The following is a 17,903-nucleotide window of genomic DNA, read 5'->3' on the forward strand; positions in this document are numbered from 1 at the left end:
CTCGGTCGATAAGAGGGACAGCGTGACCACCTTAGCACTCGCGATCGCGGCCCGCGATATCATCGGCACCGGCGGGGGGCTGCGCGTTGCGGGCGGCCGCTTCAACTCGCGCGAGCCTTATGAGGCCGAGGAGGCGCAGCTCGGTGTCGCCGATCGGGGCGAGTTCCTGGGGACGGTCGCGGACGCGCCCGCGCCGTACCGCGGCGCCGACGTGTTCGCGCTCCCCGCCGACTATGAGACATGGGGGCTGGTCTGCATGGAGGCGCTCGCCTGCGGCGTGCCGGTGGTGATGAGCCGGGTCGGCTGCGCCGAGGAAGTGATCGTCGCCGGCGAGACGGGCCAGATCGTCGGCTATGACGCCCAGGAGATCGCGGGCGCGATCGGCGCGCTGACCACGGACACCACCACGCTCGCCACCGTCCGTCGCCACGCGCGCACCATGGCCGAGCGTTATGCCTGGTCGACCATCTCGCGCGACTATGAACGCGTCGCGCTCGCCGTCCGGGCGCCCGCCCATGTTTAAGGGCGCGGCCTATATCGTCGTCGGCAACCTGGTGTCGAAGCTCGCCGGCTTCGGGCGCGAGGTGGCGTTCGCCGGCTGGTTCGGCACCGGCCCGATCGCCGCCGGCTTCCGTATCGCGCAGACCGCCTATCTGCTGCCGGCACAGGCGCTGGTGGGCGATTCGCTCGGCGCCGGGCTGCTGCCGCTCTACCGCGAGATGCTCGCGCGTGACAAAGACGCCGCGCGCATGCTGGTGCTGATCGCGGCAGGTTATGCCGCATTGCTCTCGGCGCTGCTGTCGATCGGACTGTTCGTCTTCGCCGACGACATCGTCCGCTTCCTGGTGCCGGGCGCGGGACCGAAGGTGTGGGGGATCGCGACCGAGCTGCTCGTCATCCTCTCCTTCGCCACACCGGCCTTCCTGATCGGCGGCATGCTGAGCTATCTCGAGACGAGCTACGGCAAGTTCGGCGCGATCGCGTGGCGCCCCCTGCTGCTCAACATCGGCTCGCTCGCCGGCGCGGCACTGGCCTATTGGACCGGCTCCTATCATTGGCTCGCCACCGCGATCCTGGCGAGCCACTTGATCTTCGTGACCTGGACCGTGCTGGAGGTGCGTCGCCTCGGCGGCCTGCGCCCGCAGCGGCGCCTCGCGCGCGACGAGGTGGTGGCGATCGGCGGCCGCTTCATCCGCAACGCGCTGTCGCTGCTGTCACTGCCGCTGATCGTCCAGTCGACCTTGGTGGTGGAGCGGATCATCTCGTCGCATCTCGGCACCTCGGTGATCGCCAGCGTCGACTATGCGCGATTCCTAGCCGACACCACAGTGCAGCTGATCGCGATGCCGCTCGGCGTGATGACGATGGCGAGTCACGGCGGCCAGCGCAGCGCGGCGATCGACAGCCATGTCGCGCAGGTCGCGGTGGTGGCGATGGTGCTCGCCACGCCGGTGGCGGCGCTGATGCTCGCCTATCCCGAGCAGGTGACCCGCGCGATCTTCGCGCGTGGTGCTTTCGACGAGCATTCGGTGCAGGTCACCGCCGCGCTGGTCCGCTACATGGGCGGCGCGGTGTTCGTCTCGGTCACGGGCTATTATCTCATCAAGGCGCTCAACGCGCAGCTGCGCAACCGCGAGGCGCTGATCGTCATGGCGGCGGCCTCACTCAGCAGCATCGCCGTCAACACTCTGCTATGGCGCGTGCTCGGAGTCGCGACCATGGGCGTGGCGGTGGCGAGCTACAGCCTCGTCAGCTTCGCCGGTGCGGTGTGGCGACTAGGCTTGTGGCGCGAGCTGCGGCTGCCGATCGGCGCACTGGCGGCCTGCCTGCTGCTCAACCTCGCGGTCGCGGGGCTGGTGCGCCAGCTGCACGGCTCGCTGGCGCAGCTGGTGGTCGGGATCGTCGCGACCGCGCTGATCTGCGGCGCGGTGACGTTGGGGGTGCCGCGCCTGCGCGTCACATTCTGGGGCCCGATGATCCACAACGTGCAGCAGCGGCTCGCGCGCCGCCGCGCCTGAGCGCCGCCGCCCCGATCTATAAATGAGCAGCCTAACCGCTGCTTTAACTGATCTTTCAGCCTGAAAGGATAGCTGTTCTGGCGCGGCAGGGAGCCGCACCCCTGTAATTGATCACGGAACATCGACAGTGTCGATCGCGCGCCTACGTACTCAGATCCTGGCGGCGACGGCCTGTTTGGCACTGTCGGCTTGCGGCGGCGGCGGCGGTGGCGGCGGATCGGGGGGCGGCGCGACCGCCACCACGCCGGTGCAGGTGATCACCACGCCGAGCGCGACGCCGACCCCCAGCCCGACCGTGCTGCCCGGCAGCTCGGGACCCGACGCCGGCGCGACTCCGTCGACCGGCTCCGGCGACATCGTGATCGTCACGCCGACGCCCGCGATCACGCCGACGCCGACGCCGACGCCTGCGGCGACGCCGGTCCCGACGGTTACGCCGAAGCCTACGCCTACGCCTACGGCGACGCCGGCCCCGGCGCCCGCGGTGCCGAGCCCCACACCGACGCCGAGCATCACCTTGCCGGCGGTCACGCCGACTCCGACGCCGACACCCATGGTGACGCCGACGCCGACTCCGGTCGCGTCCCCCACCATGGCGCCCACGTCTCCCGTGGTGACTCCTGCGCCGACGCCGACGCCCAGCGCGCAGCTGGATCAGGCGCCGGCCGACGGTGCTGCCTATCTGGTGCAACTCGCGAGCGACTTCGCGAGCGGGATCATCGACGCCTTCTGGCGCTTCCTCGCGTTGTTCACGACCAACGGCGGATCGTGGCAGGCGGGGCTGGCGACGTTCAGCCAGCCGGTGCTCACCGCCGATGGCGCCGCCGCGGTGCCGCCCGACGTCGTCCGCTTTGCCAAGCAGGCGACCTTCGGGCCGACCCCCGATTCAATCAGTCGCATCGCCGCGCTCGGCTTCAAGGGCTGGCTCGACGAGCAGTTCGCGATGCACGGGGCGTCGTACAACGACCTGATCGTCTGGGTGCCGATCAACTATTGCAAGACCAATACTGACAACCCGAAATGCTGGGAGTTCAACTTCAGTCGCTATCCCACCGCCTCGCGCTTCTACGCCGACGCGGTGTTGGCGCCGGATCAGCTGCGCCAGCGCGTCGCCTTCGCGCTGTCGCAGATCCTGGTGGTCTCGGCCGGCCAGGTGAAGAACGGCGCCGGCCTGGCGTCGTACCAGCAGATGCTGCTCGACAACGCCTTCGGCAACTATCGTGACGTCCTGCAGAAGGTCACGATGCACGGCTACATGGGCGCCTATCTCAACATGGCGAACAGCGCCAAGGGCGCGCCGTCGGAGAATTACGCGCGCGAGCTGATGCAGCTGTTCGCCATGGGCCCGGTGCAGCTCAACCAGGACGGCACGCCGGTGCTCGGCGCCAGCGGCGCGACGCTGCCCAATTACACGCCCGACGACGTGCGTGGCGTGGCGCGCGCGCTGACCGGCTGGACCTATGTGAAGAGCGGCGGACTGACCGACGCCAGCGCGAACAACCACACGCTGCCGATGGTGCCCAAGACGCAGAATTACGATCGCGCCGCCAAGCAGTTCCTGGGCACGACCGTACCCGCCGGGGCGACGCAGGAGGCCAGCGTGGCGGCGGTGGTGGACGCCGTCTTCAACCATCCCTCGACCCCGCCGCGACTGGCCAAGCTGATGATCCAGAACCTGGTCACCTCCAATCCTTCGCCGGCCTATGTCGGCCGCGTCGCCGGCGCGTTCCGCGACAATGGCGCGGGCGTGCGCGGCGACATGAAGGCGTTGGTGCGGGCGGTGCTGCTCGACCCCGAAGCACGCGGCGACGAGCCGCGCGGGGACGCCGGCAAGGTGAAGGAGCCGGCGCTCGCGCTGGTGGCGCTGGCGCGCGCGATCGGCTTCCGCACCGACGGCGTTGCCTTCGTCAACCGCGACACGCCGACCGGCCAGCCGGTGTTCGAGGCGCCCTCAGTCTTCAACTTCTACCCGCCCGACTACCCGCTCAACGATCGGCTCGTCAGCCCCGCGTCCAAGCTGATGTCGGCGGGCAGCGTGATGGCGTTGCAGACCATCCTCTACGACTGGACGATCAAGGGAGAGGCGGGCCGGGCCGATTTCACCAACAACATCGGCGTGCCCAATTTCACCGGCACGACGCCGGTGTGGGACGGTTGGGACGCGATCGGCAGCGATCCGGACCGGCTCGTCGCGGTGGTCAACCTGCTGCTGCTGAGCAACTCGGCGACCGGCGCGCAGCTCTCCGCGATGCGCTCGGCCGCGCTTTCGATCACTGATCCGGACGCGACGCTCCAGGCCCGCAAGCGCGCGCAGGCGGTGCTCTATATCGCCGCGTCCAGCCCCAATTTCCTCGTCGACCGCTAAGGACCCGTACCCGCGATGCAGATCTCCCGGCGTCACTTCCACAAGCTCGCGTTCAGTGCCAGCGCGGCGGCCGCGATGGGCATCCTCGGTCGCGGCGTCGCCTTCGGCCAGTCCAGCGGCGGCGGCTATCGTGCCATGGTCGGCGTGTTCCTGTTCGGCGGCAACGATGGCTGGAACATGGTCGTGCCCAACGATCCCGCTCTGTACCGCGCCTATGCCGCGTCGCGCGGCTCGGTCGCGTTGCCGCAGGACGCGCTCGCTCCGCTCAGCGGCAGTTCGTACAGCCTGCACAAGGCAATGAGCAGCCTGGTGCCGCTGTGGGAGCGCGGCGCGATGTCGGTGGTGCTCAACACCGGTACGCTGGCGGCGCCGCTCGACAAGGCGACCTATAACGCCCGCGCCGACCTGCGCCCCAGCAACCTGATGAGCCATGCCGACGAGCAGGAGCATTGGCAGGGGCTGCGCGCGCAGACGGCCAGCCGCGACGGCTTCATGGGGCGGGTGAACGATCTCGTCGCGGCTTCGTCGGTGCCGCCGCTGATCTCCTTCGCGGGCAACAATATCGCGCTGATCGGCCAGCGCGCGCAGGCGCTGGTGCTGCCGGTCTCGGGAACGCCCAAGCGCGTCGTTACCGGCAATGGCGCGATCGACGCCGCGGTCGCCAGCTTTGCCGACGGATCGTCGCTGGGCACGCTGTCCGCCGCCAATTCGGCCGACACCAAGCGCGCCTATGACATGACCGCGGCGACCGCCTCCGTGCTGGCCAGCGGCGGCAGTGTCGCGGGCTATTTCGTCGATCCCGCGACCGGTGCGGCGCTGACCTCGAACGTCGCGCAGCAGCTGAAGCGCGTGGCACGGATGATCGAGGCGCGCGCCAGCTTCGGCCACGATCGCCAGAGCTTCTTCGTGTCGCAGGGCGGTTACGACACGCACGACGGCCAGGCGGTATCCGGGGCCCTCGGCACCGGCACGCACGCCAACCTGCTGCGCGACCTCGCGCTCGCGCTGTCCGCCTTCTACAACGCGATGCAGGCGCTGGGGCTGGCCGACAACGTCACCGCCTTCACGATGAGCGACTTCGGCCGCACCTTCAAGGGCAACGACCAAAATGGCACCGATCACGCCTGGGGCAGCAACCATCTCGTGATCGGCGGCGGCGTGGCGCCGCAGAGCGTCTTCGGCCGCTACCCCGACCCGACGCTGGGCGGCCTGGACGATGTCGGCGCCGAGGGCCGCTTCATTCCCACGACGTCGCAGGAAGAGTACATCGGCGCGATCCTGCGGCGCTACGGCGTCGCCGACGCCAGCATGTCCTATGTCATGCCCAATTGGTCGACCTGGTCGAGCAACGGACGTGCGCCCATCGCGCTTTACGGAGTCTGACCGGCGCTTGTCGATGCCGCCGCGGAGGCGCGCGCGGATGGTGTCTGATGCCTGGTACTCGGGCGCTGGAACGGGCCGGGCGAGCGCGACGATGCGACGGCTGGTCGTGTTCAACGAGCGACGTCCCGGCGCTCGGGCGTCGCGCCGAGTGGCCGGGAACGCCGAGGCGCGTGAGGCGTATAGCCGATCATCTTAGGCAGCCCCGATACCGCTCCGCGGCACGAGCGGGATAGTCGCTGAGCGAGCGATGGAGCGATGGTCGTGCGGTATCACCTCGGCATTCTCGGGCTTTCCGCGGCGTTGCTGGCGATGGCCGCGGACGGGCAGGTCGCTCCGGACGGCGGTTGGTCGCAGCGGCAGTGGTCGACCGCGGCCAACGGCACGAGCCTCTCGCTCAGTGATTACGCGCTGACCTTCTCGGACGATTTCAACAGTCTCGACTGTGTCGAGGGTAAGTTCGGGCGGCCTTCAGGCGCTCATAACTGGTATAGCTACGGCAAGTTCGGCGCCGCGACCTTCGCGCCCTGCGACGCGGGTGCCGCCTCGCCCGTTCAGGTCAAGCAGGGGCGGCTGGTAATCACCCTCTCCAACCAGGGCGGACGCTGGCAGTCTGGGTCGGTGGCGTCGATGAGTCCGTCCGGGGAGGGGTTCAAGCAGACCTATGGTCTGTTCAGCGCGCGCATCCGGCTACCTAAATTGGACGGAGTCGACCTCAAAGTGTGGCCCGCCTTCTGGCTGCTGGCGCGGTATACGCGGCCGGGCTCGGGCTACGCTTATTCCGAGATGGATGTGATGGAGAACTTCGGGTCCGACCTCAGGCAGTTCCACACCACGCTCTATGAATGGCCTCCTAAGCCGCTGGTTCGGGGTCTCATTTCGACGAAGCGCGCGAAGCGGCTGGACGTGCCCATGGCGATCTACGACGGCCAATGGCATACCTATTCCGTCGACTGGAGCCCGTCCTGGTGGAAGATCTACGTCGACGGGAAGATGGTGGGGCGCCTGGCTCCGCAACCGGATCAGACGCTGCCAATGTATCCGATCATCGATCTCGCGCTCTACAAGGAACCAGGCGCGTCGGCCGCCGCGCAGACGTACGCGATGGAGGTCGACTGGGTACGCGTTTACGCGAGAAAGAACGGCGCTTCCCCGACGCCCGATGCCGGAAGCGCCGCGGCGGCTCGATGAGCCAGGGCAGCGGCGCGTCGTAGATCCGCCTCCAGGTCGCGACTGCGGCGCACTCTTGTGCGGTTCAGCTTGGCACGGCTGCGACCGGCGAAGCCTAGGAAGCCCACCTCACGCGATTGATTCTGACCGGCGTCCCCGATATCGGGGAGGCTCCTTAAGGTCATGTGCGTCAGGCGGTTTCGAATGAACTCGCGACATCGTAGAACAGCCTATCGTCAGGCGCCGTCCAATGGCGACATGACGCGTGATATGTTGACTACACCTGCCGGTCTGGTGTTCTGCACCGCTCTGGTGGCGTCGGTATTCCAGATATACACTGTCGCGGTCGGGGGCTTCTATGTGCCGCTCTCGCTCGCGCTCTCGATGTTGTGCCTGCTGTACATTGCTCCCTCATCGATCGACCGTCGCGTGATGTTGATGGCGTTGCTCTACATGGCAACTCTCCTCGTCAGCATTGCCTGGTCTCCAAGCTTCAGCGCATGGGCCAACGGTGTAGTCTATCAAAGTCTCTTCTTTATTGGTCTCTTTTCGTTCCAGTCGATGAAGAACAATGACGCGAGAAGATCCGCGATCAGGCTTTTCCTGCTTGCTGCCTCTGCCAACGCGATCGTTACTGTCATCTTCAGGATCGTTCCTGCGCTGAAAATGGCTTATCTCTCGACCTCGGTGAGGGCGCTGTTTATCAATCCCAACACGGTGGAAAGTGTGTTGGGGAAAAATATCAACGTCACCGATGTAAGCAAATCCGGCGGCTTTTTATTCATTAACGGCAACACGGGTGCGGCATTCAACATGATGTGCCTTGGCATGTCGGTTTGCCTGATGCAGGGTAGCAACAAGCGAGGGCCCTTGCTTCTCGCTACGATTTTCCTGTCGTCGATCGTGGCGTCGGGATCGAAATCGGCGCTACTGGTCTCCGTTGCCGTCATCGTAATCGCGGCCGCTCTTTATTTTCTCAGGACAAATCGCTTTCTGCCTCTCCTGGTCGTTGGAGCGATCGTCGTTAGCATCTTGCTCGTGCTTTTTACCTCGGGCATCTTTGACAAGGTAGCGGCGGGTAAGTTCAGTCAGGACACGGCGCAGACCTCTAGCTATCGCGTCGGTCTTCTCCAGGTGGCGGGAATCCTGTTCCGACAGAATCCGATCCTCGGTCTCGGCTTTGGCGGGTGGGAGCGGAAGCTACCGAGCTATGCGGATTTCTACGGCCTCAGCCCGGAATGGCCCCCGCATAACAGCGTCGTGATGGCGTGGGCGCAGGCCGGCCTGCTCTCGGCGCTCGTGCTGATCGCGCTGTTCGGTTACATCCTTACCGCCCTGATCAAGAGCTATCAGAAGACGTCCGGCTCGTTCAGACCGGGTGGCGCCATCATCGCCTTTCTGTGCGTCACGGCCATGTCGCTGGGTGACCCCTATCCGCTCTTCGGGAACAGCAGCATGGCATTTCCGCTCGGTTGCGTCGTGGCCTTCGGCTTGCGCCAGCGGGCGACGGTCAAGCAGGCCGTAGAACGGCGTACATCGAGAGCTTAAGCTGCTCGGACGCGCGAGGGCCGGGCGGGCGCGGCGATGTCGCGGTACGGACGCCAAGGCGATCGCGCGATCGCCGCGGCCAGGCCGCTATGGTTCGGATGCGTACCCGCGATTGGGGTGCTGGGGCGGGAGGTAGTATGGACACGGTGGCGATCTTCCGGCTTCAATTGTTCAAGACGTCGGAAGTTTTCATCGCGCAGCAGGCACAGAACCTGCACCGCTACCGCCCCGTCTACGTCGGTCACAAGAGGTTCGGCGAGGCGCCCGTCGGCGCGGAGGTGGTGGCGCTCGATGATGCGTCCACCGCTGCGCAGTGGCGCGCCCGACTGACGCGTTCGCCCGATGCGCTGATCGAACGGCTCGGTTCGACCAGGCCGGCGTTGATCCACGCTCACTTCGCCATCGATGCGGTCTACGCGCTGCCACTCGCGCGGCGCCTCGACGTTCCCCTGGCCGTGACGCTCCACGGATTCGACGTCACGATCACGGACAAGGCGTTGCTCACCGCTCGCAGTCCTGCGTGGCTCAACTATTTCCTCCACCGCCGCGCGTTGAAGCGCCGAGCCGATCTCTTCATCTGCGTGTCGGACTACATCCGACAGCAGGCGCTGCAGCAGGGCTTCCCAGAAGACCGACTCGTCGTGCAATATTTGGGGACGAAATTGCCGACCGAGGGTGCGGCGGATACGCCCCCCGTGCCGATCATCGCGCATGTCGCCCGCCTGGTGGAGAAGAAGGGCACCGCCTTCCTGCTCGACGCCTGCGGGCGGTTGAAAGCGCGCGGGGTGCCCTTCCGCCTGGTCGTGATCGGTGACGGGCCGTTGCGCACCGCGCTGGTGCAGCAGGCCGCCGCTCTGGGGATCGCCGAGGAGTGCGAGTTCGCCGGCCCACAGCCCCATGCCGCCGTGCTCGACCTGCTGAGGCGGACCTCCGTGCTGGCACTGCCCAGTGTCACCGCGGGATCGGGCGATGCCGAGGGGCTGGGCATGGTCTTGCTCGAAGCGTCGTCGCTGGGCGTCGCTGTCGTCGGGACCGATAACGGCGGTATCCCGGAGGCGATCGTCGATGGCCGTACCGGCTTCATCGTGCCGCAGCGCGATCCGGCGGCGCTGGCCGATCGCCTGGAGGCGGTCGTGCGTTCGCCCGAGCTCGCCGCCGAGCTCGGGCGACATGGCAGAGAGTTCGTCGCCCAGACCTTCGACGTCTCCCGTCAGAACATCAAGCTAGAGGCGTTGTGGGATAAACTGCTCTAGCCGAGGCAGGGGATTTCCTGCTGCCAAGGCCAGCCGCGGCGTGATCCGCGGTGCGCGTTGTGTCGGCGCACCGCGGAAGGTTGGCTTAGTTCGGAATGTCGACGAGCCGCGGGGTGGCGTTCCACGTGAAGTCGTCCCGCATCTTCAGCTGCAGCCCATTGCCGAGGTCGCCGCCCGAGCAGTTGAGCAGCTTGTTGATGCAGTTCTCGGTCCACATCGCGAGCACCTTATCGTCCCAGGCACCGATCCAGTCGGCGTGGAAGGTCGTGCCGGGGCGCTGCGTCGCCATCCCAGGCATCGAGTCCGAGGCGAGCGTCCAGGTGCTCTTGCCCTCGCTCCAGTCGCCGGAGGTGTCGAGATCCTCGTCCACCGTGTACCAGGCACCCAGCGTGAAGGTCGGAATGACGTACGGATGCGTCGTCGGGCACTTCAGGATGCCATCCCAGCCGTAGCTCGGGAACGCCATGTGGCTACGATGGCTGGTCGAGTCGAGCTGGCGGCCGTTCCAACAGCTCGGTGCCTGGATCACCGCGCCGATGCGGTTGCCGACCGGGCAGAACTTCGCCGCGGTGACCAGATCCGGGTAATGATTAGGCACGGCGGTCGGGCCGTCGCAGTTGAAGTAGAAGTTGTTCTCGCTCTTGCCGGTGCCCATGTTGAAGCCGAAAACGAAGCGCAGACCGCGCGGCATCTCGACGCACGCTTTGCCCTCGATCCGGCATGCCGGGCTGCTCTCCGGCAGGCGCTTGTAGTAGATCGAGACATAGTCGGGTCGGACCACCTTGCCCTTGCCGTTGAGCATCGCCGGGATCCAATAGGCCGAACGGTTCAGGCGGTTGTTGCAGGTGCTGTCGCCGCTTTTGCGCAAGGAGCCGTACGTCGAAAAGGCGTTCACGGCGGTGTTGCCGAAGAACTGGTGCAGGTGCGACTTGCCCGGCTGGTTCTTGAAGACGATGGGATCGTCCTTGGCGACATGTCCCGGCATACAGATGAAGCGGAAGGCGCCCACCACGTCAGGCGCACCCGACTGCGGGATCGCGCCGGTGCCCCAGGCCGGTACGAGCAGGTCGTCGGCTTTGAAATTCGTCTCGACGACGGGCTGCTGGATCAGACCGAGTGGACCGGTCTTGCGACCAGCGCCCCAGGGCAGGCCCTCGGCGTCCACCGGCGAATTGGCGGGCGTGAGGACCTTGGCTGGCACGGCGGCCGGCGTCGCCGGCGCCGCGACGACGGTGATCAGATTCGCGGCCGTTTGAGTCACGCCGGCGACATTCGTCGCCGCGTAAGCGCTCGATGCGGCCACCAGGGCCGCACCCACGATCCAGAGTTTCTTCATGTAACCCCCGAAAAGCTTGACGACCCGGCGAGATGTTGGCCAAGTCCGGAAATTGTTCGGCCCACCGTCGCGGGTGAAAAGCTTCTCGCACAACAACTGTTCTAATTAGTTAAAGGGATATACTAAGGAACGTTTACCGTCGATCGCACCGGCATCCCTCGGATGTGAGCGGGCGTCTCGGTTGAGGCGAATGCGCCTGAGCTATGATGCCGGAACCTGCGGCACCAGGATCGCGTGGCGGGCGCGAAGTACAAGCTGGCGGCCGGAGCTTTCGGACAAGCGCACATCGCACGCCTGCATTGCCTCTCTCGAGGGATGGCGTGCCGTCGCACACCTGCGCGGGCGCTTGACGTTATTGCGCGAGGCGCGTGTTAGTCGGGCGGGGGGGGGGCACGCCGAGCCGTCGGGCGACGCCCGCTTCGACTTTGGCCTTGGGGCGATGGTGGCGGTTTCTCTCGATGACAGGGGGTCGCGGGGCATGGTGCCGCGCTAGCCGGCCGCGGCGTCAGCCTCCTCGCGCGCCCGTGTGACGTAGAAGACGAGCCGCGGCGCCGCGCCATCCTCGACGACCGACGCGGTCGCGCGATTGTACGACAGCCGCGCTGGCTAGGACCGCGTGAGAGCGGCGGCCTGCTCGTCGGGTGTGCGGGCGCCCGTCCGGTCCGTCGTGACCGTTCCGACCCGGCACAGGAAGGCCGCGCACGCGGCGCTGCTGCCGGGACCCAGGCGGGCGCGCAGTTCCACTTCCGCGCCCGGCGCCCAGGCGGGATCGCGCGGCTGCCCGGCGAGCAGCGCGGCGAGTGCGGCCCGATCACGCGGTGGCGCGCCGGTCTCGACCGCGGTGCCAGCGGTCTGCGTCGGCGTCGCGGGTGTGGGGGCCGGCACCCGCGACGCGACCGCGCGGCCGTCCGTCACGGCCATCGCGGCGCCGACGACGCGAACGCCGTCGCGCGGCGGCGGGGTGGAGGACGGGCGAGTCAGCGCGACATAGCCGATCGCGACGATGGCGGCGCCGATAGCGCCCAGCAGGGCGAGCCGTGTCATGAGCACTCCTTCGACGAAGGGGCCGGCGCAGGCGCGCCGACCCCCGCCGCCTCACTTGTAATAGGCCTTCTTCAGATTGGCCTTGAAGTTGGCGTCCTTGAACGGCACGTCGGCCTTGCCGAAGTCGGTGTCGTTGAGCGCCTTGCGCGCGGCGTCGGTGAGACCTTCCCAAGTCACCGCCGGCTGGGTGCCGCCCTTCTCGGTCGTGTTGACGAGCGAGTGGTCGAGCGGGAACGGGTCCTGCTGATAGCCGATCAGCGGGTGCTTGCCGTCGAGGTGGGGGCTGGTCTGCTTGTCGTACTTGCCATGCGCCGAATAGCTGACGGCGAGGATCTTCGCGTCCGTCGCGCAGCTCGACAGCCACACGACGGCGTCCTCCAAGTCGTGACGATGACCCTTGTTGCCAGGGCCGTCGGCGTTCTGGTCCTTGGGAAAGTACCAGGAGTACATCACCGCACAATCATTGTTGTAGGTGTCGGAACGGACATAGATTTGGCCGGTGCTCTTGGTGCAACCGCTGCTCTCCGTCCCCTCGGGTTTCAGTCCACCGCTGGTGTTGCCCGCGGCATCCACGGCGGGGAAGGGGACGCATCCCGAGAAGACCTTGAGGTAAGGCAGGAAAGTCCTATGATAGCCGGTGGCGGTGTCATCGAACCCGACCACTTTGTCGTGGTCGATCGTAGCCGCGCTGGCCGTCATCGACAGGCCGGTGAGCGCGAGTGCCGCGCCGCGCGATGCCTTCATCAGAATAGTGGCATAGGACATTATGATCTCCATCGTTCCTGCGGAGGTGAGGGAGCACGGCGGCGCTCGGCGCCGCGCGCGCGTTCCGGCGCGCAGACGACGCCGGTCCGGGCGTTGCTGCGCGTGCGGTTCGGATCGTCGCCCGTCGGCTCGCTGCGCGGAGGCGCAGGGCCTGGACGCGCCCCAGCGCGACGGGGTGTCGACTTGAAGGATCGCGCCGACGTGGCGTAGCGGCGAGCAGGCGTCAGCCCGTTCGGCTTCGACAAGGGCTAGGTCACGTATCGCACCGTTCGTCCTCGTTCAGTAATGCCAGGCGGCATCGAACAGGAAGAGCGACGGCGAGAGGCGCCGGGGACAATCTTTGTTGTGATATTATGATGATCTGCCAGAGACTATTCTGTGACGGTTCGGTCACGGCTTCGCCGCTCCGGTCGCTTTATCATCGCGACCACCCGATCGCCGACCAAGACGACGCGCGGCGCCGGCCGGATCAGCGCGTCGCCGCGCCGGCGCGGCGTCGCTCGAGCCACAGCGTGCCGTCGCGCTCCACCAGCGCCAGGTCGAACAGCGCACCGATCTGCGCGGCGCTGCGGCGCGGCGCGTCGCGGCGGAAACGACCCGTGACCGGCTCGGCGGCGAGCCGCGCGTCGGCCAGGCGGATCGAGTGCGGCGCATAGCGGCTGAGCTGCGCCAGCGCGACGTCGAGCCGAATGTCATCGGCCTCGAGCCAGTAACTGTCCCATCCGTGATCGCGCGCCGGATCGAACCGGCGGAGCCGCACATGGCCGTCGCGGACGGTGGCCCAGCCGCCGGCGGCCAAAGCGGCGGGGATCGTGCCCGGTACTTCCAGCCGAACACGGCCGCGGAAGACCCGCACGCTGCTGCCCCCGGCGGCACGATCGACCGCGAAGACGGTGCCCAGCGCGGTCACGCGCGCGTCCGCCGTCGTCACCGTGAACGGCCGCGCGGGATCGTGATGCACCTTGAACCGCGCGGCACCGCGGGAGAGATCGAGCGCGCGCGCGTCGCCGCCGAAGGCGACCGCGACCCGCGACGCCGCGTCCAGCGTCATGCGCGACCCGTCGGGGAGCGCGAGCTGGCGCCGCGCCCCGATGCCGCTCGCATAGACGTGCCGCTCAATCGCCGGCGCGGGGGCGGTCGCGACCCGCCAGCCGAGCGGCAGCGCGAGCGTGAGCACGGTGGCCACCGCCACCCGCGATCCCCAGCGCGCGGCACGCGGCGCGGGGCGATCCTCGCGACGCCAGCGCCGCCGCGGCGGCCGCACCGTGGCGGCGGCGAGCGGCATCGGCGCCGTCGCCTCGACCAACGCGACGTCGCCGAGCAGGCGCCGCATCGCGTCGAAGGCAGCGACATGCGTTTCGTCCTCGGTCAGCCAGGCGAGAAGCGCGGTGCGCTCGGCCGCGGTCAGCTCGCCGAGACGATCCGCCCAGTCGGCGGCAGTGGCGAGCAGCTTCGTCGGCGCGTCAGTCACCGGCCAGGCTCCCGGGCCGGCGCGCGGGTCGACCGTCGTCGTCGACGCAGCCGGCGAGATCGGTCATCGCGCGGACCAGATGCTTCTTGACCGCCTCGACGCCGAGGCCGAGATCCGCCGCGATCTCGGCGCGCGATAGGCCGTCGATTTGACGCTTCACGAAGACGGTACGGCGCAGCGGCGGCAGCGCGGCGAGCGCGCGCTCGAACCGCGCGAAGCGCTGGCGATAGTCGAGCAGCTCGTCGGGCAGCGGCAGGTCGCAGGCGAGCTCGACGTCGACCGGCTCGTGCACGTGGCGCGCGCGCTGCGCCTGACCGAAGATGACCGAGTCGGTGACTCGGAAGGCATAGGCGACCGGCTGTTCGATCCGCTGCCGCTGGTCCTGCTCGATCACGCGCATCATCGCTTCCTGCACCACGTCGCCGGCCTGTTCGGGGTCGCGCAGGCGCCGCCGCGCATAGGCGAGGAGGCGCGGCTGCGCGGCCGCCAGCGCGGCGCCGACGTCGCTCATCGCATCGTGGCCCCGGTGGCGCCGCAGGTCATGCTGTCCACGTAGAGCGCGCGGAGTGACATAGGGGGACACCGCTCGTGACGATCGCGAAACGACCCTGATCGGGCCGCCATAAAGCGTCGCCGTCGCGCGCGGCAACGATGCGCGCCGCCCGCGGTGGCTCAGAACGTCACGCGCACGCCGCCCAACAGGGTCGTGCCGGCGCGGGTGACGACGTACAGGCGCTTGCTGCTGTTGGAATATTGCCGCTCGCGCTGGTTGGTCAGGTTGACGCCATTCAGGGTCAGCTGGACGTGGCGGTCGAGCGTGTAATGCGCCGACATGTCGACATACACCGTGCCCTCGAAGCCGGTCACGTCCTGGTCGGGGCCGAGCGGGGTCAGCACCGGAGCGGCGCTGAAGATATAGCCGCTGCGGTAATTGGCCGAGACGCGCGCGTCGAACGCCTTGCCCTGGAAATAGAGGGTGGCGTTGGCGTTGTATTTGCTCAAGCCCTCCAGCGTGGTCGTGATGCCGCCGGGATAGATCCGGGCATAACCGAGCTTCGAGGCGACATAGGCGAGGTTGAGCGCGGTCCCCAGCCGGTCGAATGGTGCGGGCAGGAAGGCGAGATCGGTCTGGCCCGAGAGCTCGACGCCGTAGAGGGCCGTGCTGGCGAGGTTGACCGGTCGCGAGAAGCTGTCGACGTTGGTCGTCGCGGTGACGCCGGGGTAGAGGTTGTCGGGCAGCCGGGTCCGGCGATAGGGCACGTCGTTGACCGTCTGCGTCGAGATGAAGCCGTCGAGCGATTTGACGAAGGCCGCCGCGCCGACGTAGCCGACCCGCCCGACATAATATTCGGCGGACAGGTCGAGGTCGTTCGAGCGATACGGCCGGAGATCGGGATTGCCGATCGCGACGCTGATGTCGCCGTTGTCCTTGCTGACGCTGCCGTTCACCGCCAGCGCGCCGAGCGCGGGCCGGTTGATGTTGCGCGCCGCGGCGAGGCGGAGCAGCGCGCCGCGGTCGAGCTCGAGGATCAGGTTGGCGGCGGGCAGCACGCCCTGGTACGCGCCGCGCACCGTCACCGGCCCGACGTTCGCCTCGCCCTGCGAGGTTACGCCGGTGCTGAAATAGCGCGCGCCGACGTTGCCGCGGAACGGCAGCGCGCCGATCAGGTGGTTCCAGCCATATTGGACGAACGCCGCCGCGGTCCGCTCCTCGACCGAGAAGACGCCGCGCGGGACGGTCAGATAGGTGCGACGATCGACGCCGAGATGCTGGAGCATGCGCGGGAAGTCGACGATCGACCAGTGCTGACCGGTATAGCCGGCATAGACCGACGCATAATCGTCGACCCTGGCGCTCAGCTTGCCCGAGCGGAAGGCGGTGGTGAGGATATCGTCCTGCTCGGCGTAGCGGCCGCCATTGGCGAAGCGGCGCCACTCGCCGCCGAGGCTGAAGGTGTCGTCGGCCGAGGCCTTGTACTCGATCCGCCCCTTCGCGTCGTCCAGCGCGCTGTGCTGGAACGTCTCGTTCACGTACAGTCGCCTGGCATGCCAGAAGGCGGGGTCCGCGGGATCGAAGCGGTAGGTGTTGACCAGCGAATAGGTGCCGCCGCGATAGTCGGAGGTGACGCCGCCATAGCCCTCCAGCGTGAACTTGTCGTTGACCGGGATGTCGTAGCGCGAGCGCTCGACGCCGCCGGTCCAGTAGAGCGTCAGCCCGTCGGCGAGCGCGGCGTCACCGCTCAGCACCAGCTGCTTGAAGACGTTACGGGTGGTCTGCCGCCGCGTCTCGGTCGCGGCCTTGCCGCCGGTCACATCGAGATAGACCACTTCGTCGTGGTCGTTCCACTGGAGCGCGTTGACGCGCGAGTTGGGGTAGACCACGCCCGCGAAGGTCTCGCCGCCGCCCAGCCAGGTCGAGCTGCCCCCGCCGCGCGAGGCGAGGTGGGTCTCGAACCGGTCGCCGGTGAAGTGGCCGTAGAGCGCGTCGAGCGTGACATGCGCGCTCGGCGCCGGGTTCCACTGCAAGGCGGCGGTTAGCCCGAGCCGCTCCTGCGTGCTGTCCCACACCGACAGCCGATTGCCGCGGGCGAACAGCAGGTCGCCCGAGTTGATCTTGGCGCGCTCGGCCGCGCTCAGCGCGGAGAGGTCGCTGCCATTGGCCTTGTTGTGGCGCCAGCGATAGGTGTCGAACCCTTCCTCGCGCGTCTGGCGGCGGCTGTAGGCGCCCGACACGAGCAGGCCGACGTTCCCCCAGCGCTGCGAGACCAGCCCGGTCAGCCGCGGCTGGATGTCGCGCGTCAGCGTGTTGCTGCCCGCCTGCGCCGACAGCGCGACCTTGTTCCCCTTGAAGTCGAACGGCCGCGCGGTGAACAGCCCGACCGTGCCCGCCAGACCGCCCTCCGACTGCTGCGCCTGGTAGGATTTCTCGACGTCGACATGCTCGAACAGCTCGGCCGCGAACAGGTTGAAGTCGAAGGCGCGGTCGCGTGTCGCCTGGCCGCGGCTGTCCTGCGGCGAGTCGACGTTGCCGAGCACCTCCATGCCATTGAGCTGGACACGGGTGAAATCAGGACCGAGCCCGCGCAGGCTGATGCGGCGGCCCTCGCCGGCCTCGCGGTTGATCGCGACGCCGGGAAGGCGCTGCAGCGCCTCGGCGAGGTTGAGATCGGGGAAAGCGGCGATGTCGGAGGCGGCGATCGTCTCCTTGATGATCCTCGCGTCGCGCTTGGCGTCGCGCGCGGCGGCCAGGCTGGAGCGATAGCCGGTGACGACGATGTCCGCGCCCGGGTCGGCGCTGCCGCCGTCGGCAGGCGCCTGCTGCGCGAGCGCCGGTTGCGCGAGAAAAGCGAGCGCGGTGGTGGCAAGCCAGCAATGGCGTGCGATCGTCATGGTTCGTCCCCCTGGTCTATAGTCGTGCGGGAGGAGCGTGGACCCTGATCGGCGGGGACAGAGAAATTTGTGAAGCTTTTGCGACAAGCCGGAAGAGAAACCGACACACAATACCTCTACTGCGCGGCGGTGGTATGACCTGCATATGGATCCAGGTCGCGGC

General features: G+C 67.8%; 14 protein-coding genes. 7 read left to right on the forward strand and 7 right to left on the reverse strand.

All coding sequences use genetic code 11. The annotated features are described in order from the left end of the window. Positions 1 to 22: 22 nt before the first annotated feature. Positions 23 to 523, forward strand: a complete 501-nt coding sequence (locus tag FHY03_RS11875) for a glycosyltransferase family 4 protein (RefSeq protein WP_183930959.1) — start codon at positions 23 to 25, stop codon at positions 521 to 523. After that, entirely contained in the window at positions 516 to 2,018 is a 1,503-nt protein-coding gene (gene murJ, locus FHY03_RS11880) for a murein biosynthesis integral membrane protein MurJ (RefSeq protein ID WP_183930961.1), read from the forward strand. Before FHY03_RS11875 ends, murJ begins: the two co-directional genes overlap by 8 nt. Positions 2,019 to 2,168: 150 nt before the next feature. Here murJ and FHY03_RS11885 read toward each other — a convergent pair whose 3' ends face one another. After that, a complete protein-coding gene (locus FHY03_RS11885) occupies positions 2,169 to 2,612 on the reverse strand; it encodes a hypothetical protein (RefSeq protein WP_183930963.1) in 444 nt (147 codons plus the stop codon). Positions 2,613 to 2,631: 19 nt separating this feature from the next. On the opposite strand from FHY03_RS11885, the gene FHY03_RS11890 reads away from it, so the two are divergent. The 5 genes from FHY03_RS11890 to FHY03_RS11910 all read left to right on the forward strand — a co-directional run bounded on the left by FHY03_RS11890 (position 2,632) and on the right by FHY03_RS11910 (position 9,734). Then, positions 2,632 to 4,383 carry a DUF1800 family protein gene (locus tag FHY03_RS11890; RefSeq protein ID WP_183930965.1) on the forward strand — a complete coding sequence of 584 codons (1,752 nt, stop codon included), beginning with the start codon at positions 2,632 to 2,634 and terminating at the stop codon, positions 4,381 to 4,383. A 15-nt stretch (positions 4,384 to 4,398) separates the two neighbouring features. Then, on the forward strand, positions 4,399 to 5,766 hold the full coding sequence (locus FHY03_RS11895) for a DUF1501 domain-containing protein (RefSeq protein ID WP_183930967.1): 1,368 nt from the start codon (positions 4,399 to 4,401) through the stop codon (positions 5,764 to 5,766). A 255-nt stretch (positions 5,767 to 6,021) separates the two neighbouring features. Further along, on the forward strand, positions 6,022 to 6,954 hold the full coding sequence (locus tag FHY03_RS11900; RefSeq protein ID WP_183930969.1) for a glycoside hydrolase family 16 protein: 933 nt from the start codon (positions 6,022 to 6,024) through the stop codon (positions 6,952 to 6,954). A gap of 183 nt (positions 6,955 to 7,137) precedes the next feature. Then, a complete protein-coding gene (locus tag FHY03_RS11905) occupies positions 7,138 to 8,481 on the forward strand; it encodes an O-antigen ligase (RefSeq protein ID WP_183930971.1) in 1,344 nt (447 codons plus the stop codon). A gap of 137 nt (positions 8,482 to 8,618) precedes the next feature. After that, positions 8,619 to 9,734 (forward strand): glycosyltransferase, encoded by a 1,116-nt coding sequence (locus FHY03_RS11910; RefSeq protein WP_183930973.1) that lies wholly within the window; start codon positions 8,619 to 8,621, stop codon positions 9,732 to 9,734. Between the two features lie 85 nt (positions 9,735 to 9,819). On the opposite strand, the gene FHY03_RS11915 is transcribed toward FHY03_RS11910, so the two are convergent. The 6 genes from FHY03_RS11915 to FHY03_RS11940 all read right to left on the reverse strand — a co-directional run bounded on the left by FHY03_RS11915 (position 9,820) and on the right by FHY03_RS11940 (position 17,740). Beyond that, complete coding sequence (locus FHY03_RS11915; RefSeq protein ID WP_183930975.1) at positions 9,820 to 11,070, reverse strand: DUF1996 domain-containing protein; 1,251 nt, start codon at positions 11,068 to 11,070, stop codon at positions 9,820 to 9,822. 606 nt (positions 11,071 to 11,676) lie between these two features. Beyond that, complete coding sequence (locus FHY03_RS11920) at positions 11,677 to 12,114, reverse strand: hypothetical protein (protein WP_183930977.1); 438 nt, start codon at positions 12,112 to 12,114, stop codon at positions 11,677 to 11,679. Positions 12,115 to 12,165: 51 nt separating this feature from the next. After that, entirely contained in the window at positions 12,166 to 12,879 is a 714-nt protein-coding gene (locus tag FHY03_RS11925) for an NPP1 family protein (protein WP_221190136.1), read from the reverse strand. Between the two features lie 469 nt (positions 12,880 to 13,348). Beyond that, the gene (locus FHY03_RS11930) at positions 13,349 to 14,350 is read right to left on the reverse strand and encodes a FecR domain-containing protein (protein ID WP_183930979.1); all 1,002 of its coding nucleotides are present in this window, start codon (positions 14,348 to 14,350) and stop codon (positions 13,349 to 13,351) included. After that, positions 14,343 to 14,861, reverse strand: coding sequence for an RNA polymerase sigma factor (locus FHY03_RS11935; RefSeq protein ID WP_183930981.1), 519 nt, complete (start codon positions 14,859 to 14,861; stop codon positions 14,343 to 14,345). The genes FHY03_RS11930 and FHY03_RS11935 overlap by 8 nt, the downstream gene beginning before the upstream one ends. A gap of 161 nt (positions 14,862 to 15,022) precedes the next feature. Continuing rightward, positions 15,023 to 17,740, reverse strand: a complete 2,718-nt coding sequence (locus tag FHY03_RS11940; protein ID WP_183930983.1) for a TonB-dependent receptor — start codon at positions 17,738 to 17,740, stop codon at positions 15,023 to 15,025. Between the last annotated feature and the right edge of the window lie 163 nt (positions 17,741 to 17,903).

It is taken from the genome of Sphingomonas sp. BK345, assembly GCF_014193845.1.
Lineage (GTDB): Bacteria > Pseudomonadota > Alphaproteobacteria > Sphingomonadales > Sphingomonadaceae > Sphingomonas.

What these genes read in the sequence shown, in the direction of transcription:
- FHY03_RS11920 (WP_183930977.1), bottom strand. Translation starts at nt 12,114, where the DNA reads ATGACACGGCTCGCCCTGCTGGGCGCTATCGGCGCCGCCATCGTCGCG.
- FHY03_RS11885 (WP_183930963.1), bottom strand. Translation starts at nt 2,612, where the DNA reads ATGGTGGGGGACGCGACCGGAGTCGGCGTCGGCGTCACCATGGGTGTC.
- FHY03_RS11900 (WP_183930969.1), top strand. Translation starts at nt 6,022, where the DNA reads ATGGTCGTGCGGTATCACCTCGGCATTCTCGGGCTTTCCGCGGCGTTG.
- FHY03_RS11925 (WP_221190136.1), bottom strand. Translation starts at nt 12,879, where the DNA reads ATGTCCTATGCCACTATTCTGATGAAGGCATCGCGCGGCGCGGCACTC.
- FHY03_RS11915 (WP_183930975.1), bottom strand. Translation starts at nt 11,070, where the DNA reads ATGAAGAAACTCTGGATCGTGGGTGCGGCCCTGGTGGCCGCATCGAGC.
- murJ (WP_183930961.1), top strand. Translation starts at nt 516, where the DNA reads ATGTTTAAGGGCGCGGCCTATATCGTCGTCGGCAACCTGGTGTCGAAG.
- FHY03_RS11910 (WP_183930973.1), top strand. Translation starts at nt 8,619, where the DNA reads ATGGACACGGTGGCGATCTTCCGGCTTCAATTGTTCAAGACGTCGGAA.
- FHY03_RS11895 (WP_183930967.1), top strand. Translation starts at nt 4,399, where the DNA reads ATGCAGATCTCCCGGCGTCACTTCCACAAGCTCGCGTTCAGTGCCAGC.
- FHY03_RS11935 (WP_183930981.1), bottom strand. Translation starts at nt 14,861, where the DNA reads ATGAGCGACGTCGGCGCCGCGCTGGCGGCCGCGCAGCCGCGCCTCCTC.
- FHY03_RS11940 (WP_183930983.1), bottom strand. Translation starts at nt 17,740, where the DNA reads ATGACGATCGCACGCCATTGCTGGCTTGCCACCACCGCGCTCGCTTTT.
- FHY03_RS11905 (WP_183930971.1), top strand. Translation starts at nt 7,138, where the DNA reads ATGAACTCGCGACATCGTAGAACAGCCTATCGTCAGGCGCCGTCCAAT.